The organism is Microbacterium sp. CH1, assembly GCF_001595495.1.
Taxonomy (GTDB): domain Bacteria; phylum Actinomycetota; class Actinomycetes; order Actinomycetales; family Microbacteriaceae; genus Microbacterium.
In genome coordinates this window covers 73676-83469 of the sequence record NZ_LOSO01000022.1, presented here as the reverse complement: position 1 = coordinate 83469, position 9794 = coordinate 73676, and the positions used below count along the sequence as shown (strand labels likewise).

Genomic DNA, 9794 nt, shown 5'->3' with positions numbered 1-9794 from the left:
TGCGAGTGCGATGACGTTCCTTCCCCGCGCCGGGCACGCCCCTTTCTGATCCCGTACCCTCTGACCCCGGCAGCGTCCCTTGCGAGCGAGTGCGAATACGTTACTCCCATGTACCGGGCTCGCCCGTTTCTGATCCCGCTGTACCGGGCACGCCCGTTTCTGATCCCGCACCCTCTGGTCACGGAACGTCTCCCGCGTGCGAGCGCGAACACGCCCCTCCCGCTCGCTAGGGAGGAGCCTTTTCGACCCCGCACCGTTGGGCCGGACTCGCGCGCGCCGCGCGGGCCGGGACGTTCCTGTCTGGAGAGTGCAAAACTGGCCCTCCCGCAGCCCGGCAGGGCCCCATTTCGATCCCGCACGCGACGCGGTCGACCAAGGCCGAGCGAGTGCGAAAACGCCCCCTCCTCGTGAGAGGAAGGGGCGCTTTCTATCCGGACCGTGATGTCCCGGGCTCGCGCACCCCTCCGGCACCCGGAGCGAGTGCGAAAACGGGCCTCCGCGGGGTGCGGGAGGGGCGAAAACCGTCCCGCACGCTTCAGGGGGCGGGGCGGAACCTACGCGGGGTCGCCGCCGAGGGGGCCGACGGGCTCGAGAGGCTTCGGGTCGTCGGCACCGGTCTTCCGCGCGCGGGCGATGAGGTTGCCCAGGTGGTAGATGAGCAGCGCCGCGACCGTCCCCAGCACGATCCCGCCGAAGGCGAAGTCGCCGAGCTGCATCGTGAACCCGGCGATGCCGATCACGAGGGACACCGCCGCGGTGTACTGGTTGACCGGGCGCGAGAAGTCGACGCGGCTGTCGACCCAGATCTTGATGCCGATGATGCCGATGAGGCCGTAGAGCGCCGTCGTCGCCCCGCCGAGCACGCCCGCGGGGATCGAGTTGAACACCTCGCCGACCTTGGGGGAGAACGCCAGGAGAATCGCGAACAGACCCGCCACCCAGTACACGGCGGTGGAGTACACGCGGGTCGCGGCCATGACGCCGATGTTCTCGCCATAGGTCGTGGTGCCCGAGCCGCCGAAGCCACCGGCGATGGTCGTCGCGACACCGTCGGCGATGAGGGCGCGACCGGTGTGGCGGTTGATCGCGGGGTCTTCCGTCATGGTCGCGACGCCGCGCACGTGACCGACGTTCTCCGCGATGAGCACGAGCACGACGGGCAGGAACATCGCGATGGTCGACCAGGTCCCCGGCTCGACGAAGTCCGGGAACTGGAAGTGCGGGAGGCCGATCCAGGGGGCGTCCGCGATGAGCTCCGCGGGGGTCTTGTCGCCGCGAAGCGCGTTGGGCACCTCGAACGAGCCGTTGAACGCGGCCCAGATGAAGCCGACGGCGACGCCGAGGAAGATCGAGATCCGTCCGAGGAAGCCCCGGAAGAGCACGGCGAAGAGGATGATCGCGACGAGGGTGATCGTGGCGGTCACGGGGTCGAGCGCGAAGTTGCTCCAGGCGGTGGGGGCGAGGTTGAAGCCGATGAGCGCGACGATGGCGCCGGCGACGACCGGGGGCATCAGGGCATCGACCCAGCGGAGGCCGACGAACTGCACGACGAGACCGACGACCGCGAGGAGCACGCCCACCGCGACCACGCCCGCGAGGGCCGAGCCGGTGCCGCCCGCCGCGACGGCCGCGGTGATGGGGGCGATGAAGGCGAACGAGGAGCCGAGGTAGCTCGGCAGCTGGTTCTTCGTGATGAGGAGGAAGAGCAGCGTGCCGATGCCGCTGAAGAGCAGCGTGGTCGACACGGGGAAGCCGGTGAGCGTCGGCACGAGGAACGTGGCGCCGAACATGGCGACGACGTGCTGCGCGCCGATGGCGATGGTCGCGGGCCAGGACAGACGTTCCTCGGGGGTGACGACGGCGCCGGGCTCGACGGTGCGGCCGTTTCCGTGCAGCTTCCACAAAGCCATGCGGGCTCCTCAGGGTTCGGGATCGGGGGCGGAGTGCTGGAGCAACACTACCGATTCCTGAGTTTTCCCTGTGCGCCCGGAGGTGGCGGGGAGCGCGGTGTCAGGCGCCGAGGCGGTCGATGAGCTCGCGGTAGCGGGCGGCCGTCCGCGCCACGACCTCCTCGGGCAGCACGGGGGGCTCGCCCTGCTTGTCCCAGTTCGCCGCGAGCCAGTCGCGAACGATCTGCTTGTCGAAGCTTGCCATCCGCTCCGCCGGGGTCGACCCCGTGCGCCAGGCCTCGGCGTCCCAGTACCGGGAGGAGTCGCTCGTGAGGACCTCGTCGGCGAGGCGGAGGGTGCCGTCGGCGTCGGTCCCGAACTCGAACTTCGTGTCGGCGAGGATGAGGCCCTTCTCCTCGGCGATGGCCGCGGCCCGACGGTAGATCGCGAGCGAGGCGTCGCGGAGCTCGGCCGCCCGGTCCGCCCCGACGAGCTCGACGACGCGGTCGAACGTGATGTTCTCGTCGTGTTCGCCCATCGGCGCCTTGTAGGCCGGGGTGAACAGCGGCTCGGGCAGGCGGTCGCCGTTCTGCAGCCCTTCCGGCAGGGCGATGCCGCACACGGTGCCGTGCTCCTGGTACTCGGCCCAGCCGGAGCCGGTGATGTACCCGCGCACGACGCATTCGATCGGCAGCATCTCGAGCGACTGGGCGAGCATCGCGCGATCGGCCACCTCCTCCGGCAGGTCCCCGTCCGTGAGGTGGTTCGGCACGTCGAGCTGGGCGAACCACCAGCGGCTGAGGCGCGTCAGCAGCGCGCCCTTGTCGGTGATGCCGGGGGAGAGCACGACGTCGAAGGCGCTCACCCGGTCGGATGCGACGACGAGGATGCGGGTGTCGGCCGGGTCCTCCGAGGCGTAGAGGTCGCGGACCTTTCCGGAGTAGAGGTGTCGCCACCCGGGGATGGCCTGCGCGTTTCCTGCGGACGGTGTGCTCACCCGCCCATTATCCCGGTGAAGCGTGTTCTTCCGCGCCGAGACCCCGCGTTCACGTCGAGACCCCGGGGTGTGCGCGCCGGAACCCCGGGGTCTCGGCGGAAAACCGGGGTCTCGGCGGAGGAAGGGCGGGTGTATAGTCCATGTGGACTATTTGCGTGGGGCGACAGAGCAGGGGACGGGGGAGAGGCGTGGGGAAGAGCAGGGATGTGGTGGCGGGACTCACGCCCCTCGGGGTGATGGTGCTCGCGCTGCTCCGCGAGAGCGACATGCACCCGTACGAGATGGTCCGCCTGCTCCGCGCGCGTCACGACGACCGGCTCATCACCGTCACCAACGGCACGCTGTACCACACGGTCGCCCGGCTCCAGCGGGCCGGTCTGCTCGACGAGGTCGGCACGGATCGCGAGGGCAACCGACCGGAGCGGACGACCTACACCCTCACCGACGCCGGCCGGGAGGCGGTGGTCGCGTGGGTGCGTCGTGCCCTCCCGCGCATCGACCGCGAGACCGACGCCCGCGTCGCGCTCGCCGAGTCGCACAACCTCGACCGCGACGACGCCGTCGCGCTGCTGCAGGAGCGACGGGAGGCCCTCGTCGCCTCGTACGCGCTGCACCACGACGGCCTCGCCGCCGCCCGCACCAAAGGGGTCCCGCCGCAGGTCCTCGTCGAGATCGAACGGCAGGAGGCGCTGCTCGACGCCGAGCTCCGCTGGCTCGACTCCCTCCTCACCCGCCTCGGCGGCGACGAGCTCCGCTGGGGCCCGGACGCCTTCGACGACACCGACCGCTACCGCGCCCAGCGAAAGGCTGCACAGCAATGACCGATTCCCGCCAAACCTCGGGGCCCGAGACGGGGCCCTTCGCCGCCGGTCACGCGCCGAAGAGTCCGTGGCCCGCGCTCTGGGCCCTCGTCATCGGGTTCTTCATGATCCTCGTCGACACCACGATCGTGTCCGTCGCGAACCCGGCGATCAAGACCGCCCTCGACCCCGACACGAACAACCTCGACAACGTCGTGTGGGTCACCAGCGCCTACCTGCTCGCCTACGCCGTGCCGCTGCTCATCACGGGACGACTCGGCGACCGCTTCGGCCCGAAGAACATCTACCTCATCGGGCTCGCGGTCTTCACCCTCGCCTCGCTCTGGTGCGGACTGTCGACGACGCTCGAGGGCCTGATCGCGGCCCGCGCTGTCCAGGGGCTCGGCGCCGCGTTGATGACCCCGCAGACCATGGCCGTCATCACCCGCACGTTCCCGCCGAACCGCCGCGGCGCGGCGATGGGCCTGTGGGGTGCCACGGCCGGCGTCGCCACGCTCGTCGGCCCGCTCGCCGGCGGTCTGCTCGTCGACGGCTTCGGGTGGGAGTGGATCTTCTTCGTCAACCTCCCGGTCGGCGTCGTCGCCTTCGTGCTCGCCTGGATCCTCGTGCCGAAGCTGAAGACCCACCCGCACCGGTTCGACCTCGTCGGCGTCGTCCTCAGCGCCGTCGCGCTGTTCCTCATCGTCTTCGGGCTGCAGGAGGGCGAGAAGTACGACTGGGGGACCATCGCGGGACCGATCTCGGTCTGGGGCCTCATCATCGCCGGCGTCGTGGTGCTCGCGCTCTTCATCGTGCAGCAGGCGCGCACCCGCAGCGAACCCCTCGTGCCCCTCGCCCTCTTCCGCGACCGGAACTTCTCCGGCGCGAACGTGGCGATCGCGGCGGTCGGCTTCACGGTCACGAGCATGTCGCTGCCGATGATGTTCTTCCTGCAGACCGCGCGCGGGCTCACCCCGACCGAGGCCGCGATGCTGCTCATCCCGATGGCGGTGCTGTCGGGGGTGCTCGCCCCGGTCGCCGGGAAGATCCTGGACCGCGTCGACCCGCGCATCATCCTCGTCCCCGGTCTGCTCTGCGTCGCGGTTGCCCTGGTCTGGTACTCCGCCCTGACCACGATGGACACCCCGATCCTGATGTTCCTGCTGCCGTCCGCGCTCATGGGCATCGGCAACGCGGGCATGTGGGGGCCGCTGGCGACCACGGCCACGCGCAAGCTGCCGCCGCGACAGGCCGGTGCCGGTGCGGGCATCTACAACACCACCCGCACCATCGGCTCGGTCATCGGCTCCGCCTCGATCGCCGCGTTCATGCAGTCGCGGCTGGAGGCGAACCTCCCCGGTCTGGCCGACGCTCCGGCCGGCACGGGCGACGGCGCGCTGCCGCCGCAGATCGCCGAGGGCTTCGCGGCCGGCATGTCCCAGACCCTGCTGCTGCCCGCCGGTGTGATCCTCGTCGCGCTGGTCGCCTCGCTGTTCCTCCGTGGGCAGGATCGGAAGGACGAGGCCGTCGCCGCGACCCCTCCGGCGTGACCGCGATGACCCCGACACGCCGGTATCCACGCGGGATCCGGCGGCGTTCGGGGTCGCGCCGAGATTCCGGTGCGCGGGAGGAGCGGGGTTAGGGTGGATGGTCGGCGGCCGCCGGGCCGCCCTTCCGAACCCCGAGGAGCACTCGACGTGAGCCGCTATCCATCCTCTCCGCCGAGCCGTCTGCGGCGGTTCGGCCGCACCGCCGGCGCGACTGCTCTCGCCGCGCTCGTCGCCGCCGGGGCGCTGCTCGCCGGAGCCGCGCCCGCCACTGCGGCCGACGACGGCGAGACCTACGTCATCGGCACCGACACGACCTTCGCGCCGTTCGAGTTCACGAACGAGTCCGGCGACCTGGTCGGCATCGACATGGACCTCCTGCGTGCGATCGCGGAAGACCAGGGCTTCGACGTGGAGATCCGCCAGCTCGGCTTCGACGCCGCGGTGCAGGCGCTGCAGTCGAACCAGGTCGACGCCGTCATGGCCGGCATGTCGATCACCGAGGAGCGCCAGCAGACCTTCGACTTCAGCGACCCGTACTTCACCAGCGGAGTGCAGCTCGGGGTGCTCGAGTCCAGCGACATCGAGTCGCTCGACGACCTCGACGGCAAGACCGTCGCGGTGAAGACCGGCACCCAGGGGCAGACCTTCGCCGAGGAGAACGCCGACGAGTACGGCTTCCGCATCACGCCCTATCAGGACACGACCGACATGGTCGATGCGGTCAAGGCCGGACAGGCCGTCGGCTACTTCGAAGACTTCCCCGTGCTCGCCTACGGTATCCAGCAGGGGTCGGGCTTCCGTCTGGTCGGCGAGCCCGCGCTCGGCGGCGAGTACGGCTTCGCGGTGAACAAGGGCGAGAACGCCGAGCTCCTGGAGATGTTCAACGCCGGCCTCGCCAACCTGCAGGACTCCGGCGCGTACGACGAGATCGTGGACACCTACCTCGCGACGGGTGACGACGCGCAGGAGGCGCAGCCCACCGACATCATCTCGGTCGCGGTGAAGTACTGGCCGGCCCTCATGCAGGGTCTGTGGCTCACCATCCTCGCCACGATCGTCGCGGTGATCGCGGCCTTCATCCTCGGCGTCATCTTCGGGTTCGGGCGCCTGTCGAAGTTCGCGCTGTTCCGGTGGATCGCGACGGCCTACGTCTACGTCTTCCGCGGGACCCCGATCCTGATCCAGGCGTTCTTCGTGTTCTTCGCCATCCCGCAGCTGATCCCCGACCTGAAGTTCGACCCGTTCGTGGCCGGTGCGATCACCCTGTCGCTGAACACCGGTGCGTATATGACGGAGATCATCCGCGGCGGCATCCAGGCCGTCGACCCCGGTCAGGCGGAGGCGTCGCGCTCGCTCGGCCTCAGCCACTGGAAGACCATGCGCAAGGTCGTGCTGCCGCAGGCGTTCCGGATCATGATCCCGTCGTTCGTGAACCAGGGCATCATCACGCTGAAGGACACCTCGCTCATCAGCGTCATCGGTCTCGCCGAGCTGACGTTCGTCTCGCGTCAGATCATCGCCTCGACGTATCTCTCGGCGCAGGTGCTGACGATCGTCGCCATCATCTACTTCGTCGTGATCACGCTGCTGACGCTGCTCGCGAACCGCCTGGAGAGGAAGGCCAACGCATGAGCAAGATCGAGGTCAGGGACCTGCACAAGTCGTTCGGCGACAACGAGGTGCTCAAGGGCATCGATCTCACGGTCGAGGACGGCGAGGTCATCGCCGTGATCGGCCCCTCCGGTTCCGGCAAGTCGACGCTGCTGCGCTGCCTCAACAAGCTCGAGGAGCCGACGTCGGGGCACGTGATCATCGACGGGGTCGACCTCACCGACAAGAGCGTGAAGCTGGACGAGGTGCGCCAGCGCATCGGCATGGTGTTCCAGCACTTCAACCTGTTCCCGCACATGACCGTGCTGGAGAACATCACGCTCGCCCCGGTCGAGCTCGGCCGCATGACGAAGGCCGAGGCCCGCGACCGTGCCCGCTCGCTGCTCGAGCGCGTCGGCCTGTCGGAGAAGGCGGACGCGAAGCCCGCGTCGCTCTCCGGCGGTCAGAAGCAGCGCGTGGCCATCGCCCGTGCGCTCGCGATGGACCCGGAGATCATGCTGTTCGACGAGGCCACCAGCGCCCTCGACCCGGAGATGGTCGGCGAGGTGCTGCAGGTCATCCGCGACCTCGCCGAGGGTGGCATGACCATGGTGCTCGTGACCCACGAGATGCGCTTCGCACGCGAGGTGTCCGACCGCACGGTCTTCATGGACGGCGGCGTCGTGGTCGAGGAGGGGACTCCCGCTGACCTGTTCGGCGCCCCCAAGAACGAGCGCCTCCAGGACTTCCTGTCCAAGGTCCTCTGACCCCGTTCGAGTCGCGTAAATGGCTGCATCCCCGGTCGGGATGCAGCCATTTGCGCTACTTCAACGGGGACGGTCGCCGACGGTCCCGGGCTTCGAGTCGCTTGAATGGCTGCATTTCCGGTCGGGATGCAGCCATTTGCGCTACTCGAAGTGGGTCAGTCAGCGACGCGGGCAGCGATGTCGGTGCGGTGGTGGGAGCCCTCGAGGCGGATGCGGCCGAGGGCGTCGTAGGCGCGGTCGCGGGCGGTGCGGAAGTCCGGGGCCACGGCGACCACGTTCAGCACACGGCCACCCGTCGCGATGAGCGAACCCCCCGGGGCGTCGGGGCTCGCGGTCGCGGCGTGCACCAGGCGGACGCCCTCCACGGCGGCGGCCTCGTCCAGACCCTCGATCGGGCGCCCGGTCTGCGGCGCCTCCGGGTATCCCTCGCTCGCCAGGACCACGGTGATCGCGACCTCATCGCGGAACACGGGCTCCGGCTGGTCCTCGAGCGTGCCGGAGGCGGCGGCGAAGAGGAGCTGGGACAGCGGGGTCTCCAGTCGCGGCAGCACCACCTGGGTCTCCGGGTCGCCGAAGCGCGCGTTGAACTCGATCACGCGCACGCCCTGCGGGGTGAGGATGAGCCCGGCGTAGAGGAGGCCGATGAACGGGGTCCCCTCCGCGTCGAGCTGCCGGACGACCGGGAGGGCGACGTCGCGGGTGACCTCTTCCACGAACGCCTGCTCGCTGCCGAACCGCTCCGCGAGCCAGGGCAGCGGGGAGTACGCCCCCATGCCGCCGGTGTTGGGGCCGGCATCGCCGTCGAGGGCCCGCTTGAAGTCCTGTGCCGGGCTGAGTGCGCGCACGGTGTCGCCGTCGCTGAGGAAGAACAGCGAGACCTCGGGGCCGGACAGGAACTCCTCGACGAGGACGGGGCCGGCCGGGAGGTACTGCTCCGCGTGCGCCAGGGCCTCGGCGCGGTCGGAGGTGACGATGACGCCCTTGCCCGCGGCGAGCCCATCGGCCTTGACGACATAGGGGGCGCCGAGGTCGTCGAACGCGGCCTCGACCTCCGCGACCGTGGCGGCGCGGACCGCACGGCCCGTCGGCACACCGGCGGCGTCCATGACGCGCTTGGCGAAGGCCTTGGAGCCCTCGAGCTGCGCGGCGGCCTTGCCCGGCCCGAAGACGGGGATGCCGCGGCCGCGGAGCTCGTCAGCGACGCCCGCCACGAGAGGGGCCTCCGGGCCGATGACGACGAGGTCGACCGCGTGCTCGTTCGCGAAGGCCGTCACCGCGGCGCCGTCGAGCGGGTCGAGGGCGACGGGTGTCGCGTCCTGCGCGATGCCCGCATTACCGGGGGCGACGAGGATCTCGTGCGCGGGGGACTCGGCGCGCAGCGCCAGGATGATCGCGTGCTCACGGGCACCGGAACCGAGGACGAGGATCTTCACCCGTCCAGCCTATCGAGGCGGGTGCGCGGGGTTTCGGTCGGTCCCGGTCAGAGCTCGATGGGACGCTCGTCCGCCGCGTCCCAGGGCACGGTCCATCCGGTGGCGTCGAACAGGGCGTCGAGCACCATGGCGGTGAAGCCCCACACGATCGTGCCGTCGACGTCGAACGCGGGTCCGCGGAACGTGCGGCCGGCACGGGACAGGGTCGAGGTGAAGCGGGTCGCCGGGTCGAGGAGCTGCGCGACGGGGACGCGGAACACCTCGACGGTCTCCGCGTGGTCGACGGCGACGACGCGCGACGGCGACTGCCACCAGGCGAGCACAGGGGTGACGAGGTGGTTGCTCGCGGCGAGGGGGATCACGGGGAGCGTGGCGAGCACCTCGACTCCCGCGGGATCGAGGCCGGTCTCCTCCTCGGCCTCGCGCAGCGCCGTGGCGACCGCGTCGGCATCGGCCGCTTCGGCGCGCCCGCCGGGGAAGGAGACCTGGCCCGGATGCGAGGAGAGGGTCGGGGCGCGACGCTGCAGCAGGACGTCGAGGTCGCGCGCGACAGCCGCATCGACAGTCGGTGCGGGGATGCGGTCGAGGACGCCGAAGAGGATGAGCACCGAGGCGTCGTGGGCGCGGCCCGGATCCGCGAGCGGAGGGATCGGCACGCTCCAGGAGTGGTCGGCGGCGGCGGCGAGCAGCTCGGCGCGGGCGCCCTGGGGATGCATGCTCATGCCATCGAGCTTATGACCGGGGCCGCCGCGGCGGATTTAGGGTGGG

The 9794-nt window shown here is 70.4% G+C and carries 8 protein-coding genes; 4 read left to right on the top strand and 4 right to left on the bottom strand.

Annotated elements, in window-relative coordinates:
• Positions 1 to 554: 554 nt before the first annotated feature.
• A complete protein-coding gene (locus tag AUV07_RS15235) occupies positions 555 to 1910 on the bottom strand; it encodes a uracil-xanthine permease family protein (protein ID WP_062637427.1) in 1356 nt (451 codons plus the stop codon).
• Positions 1911 to 2010: 100 nt separating this feature from the next.
• Positions 2011 to 2886, bottom strand: a complete 876-nt coding sequence (locus AUV07_RS15230) for a phosphoribosylaminoimidazolesuccinocarboxamide synthase (protein ID WP_025105721.1) — start codon at positions 2884 to 2886, stop codon at positions 2011 to 2013.
• Positions 2887 to 3074: 188 nt separating this feature from the next.
• Here AUV07_RS15230 and AUV07_RS15225 point away from each other — a divergent pair, with 188 nt between their 5' ends.
• From AUV07_RS15225 to AUV07_RS15210, 4 genes are all read left to right on the top strand, one after another.
• Complete coding sequence (locus AUV07_RS15225) at positions 3075 to 3707, top strand: PadR family transcriptional regulator (RefSeq protein WP_331709283.1); 633 nt, start codon at positions 3075 to 3077, stop codon at positions 3705 to 3707.
• On the top strand, positions 3704 to 5236 hold the full coding sequence (locus tag AUV07_RS15220) for a DHA2 family efflux MFS transporter permease subunit (protein ID WP_062637425.1): 1533 nt from the start codon (positions 3704 to 3706) through the stop codon (positions 5234 to 5236). The genes AUV07_RS15225 and AUV07_RS15220 overlap by 4 nt, the downstream gene beginning before the upstream one ends.
• A gap of 147 nt (positions 5237 to 5383) precedes the next feature.
• A complete protein-coding gene (locus AUV07_RS15215) occupies positions 5384 to 6868 on the top strand; it encodes an amino acid ABC transporter substrate-binding protein/permease (protein WP_082802996.1) in 1485 nt (494 codons plus the stop codon).
• A complete protein-coding gene (locus tag AUV07_RS15210; protein ID WP_062637423.1) occupies positions 6865 to 7593 on the top strand; it encodes an amino acid ABC transporter ATP-binding protein in 729 nt (242 codons plus the stop codon). The genes AUV07_RS15215 and AUV07_RS15210 overlap by 4 nt, the downstream gene beginning before the upstream one ends.
• Before the next feature lie 155 nt (positions 7594 to 7748).
• Here AUV07_RS15210 and purD read toward each other — a convergent pair whose 3' ends face one another.
• Positions 7749 to 9026, bottom strand: coding sequence for a phosphoribosylamine--glycine ligase (gene purD / locus AUV07_RS15205; RefSeq protein WP_062637421.1), 1278 nt, complete (start codon positions 9024 to 9026; stop codon positions 7749 to 7751).
• Between the two features lie 47 nt (positions 9027 to 9073).
• Positions 9074 to 9748 carry an NUDIX hydrolase gene (locus AUV07_RS15200; protein ID WP_062637419.1) on the bottom strand — a complete coding sequence of 225 codons (675 nt, stop codon included), beginning with the start codon at positions 9746 to 9748 and terminating at the stop codon, positions 9074 to 9076.
• Positions 9749 to 9794: the final 46 nt, after the last annotated feature.

Coding starts and splice junctions, on each gene's coding strand:
- AUV07_RS15210 (WP_062637423.1), top strand. CDS start 6,865: ATGAGCAAGATCGAGGTCAGGGACCTGCACAAGTCGTTCGGCGACAAC.
- AUV07_RS15235 (WP_062637427.1), bottom strand. CDS start 1,910: ATGGCTTTGTGGAAGCTGCACGGAAACGGCCGCACCGTCGAGCCCGGC.
- AUV07_RS15200 (WP_062637419.1), bottom strand. CDS start 9,748: ATGAGCATGCATCCCCAGGGCGCCCGCGCCGAGCTGCTCGCCGCCGCC.
- AUV07_RS15220 (WP_062637425.1), top strand. CDS start 3,704: ATGACCGATTCCCGCCAAACCTCGGGGCCCGAGACGGGGCCCTTCGCC.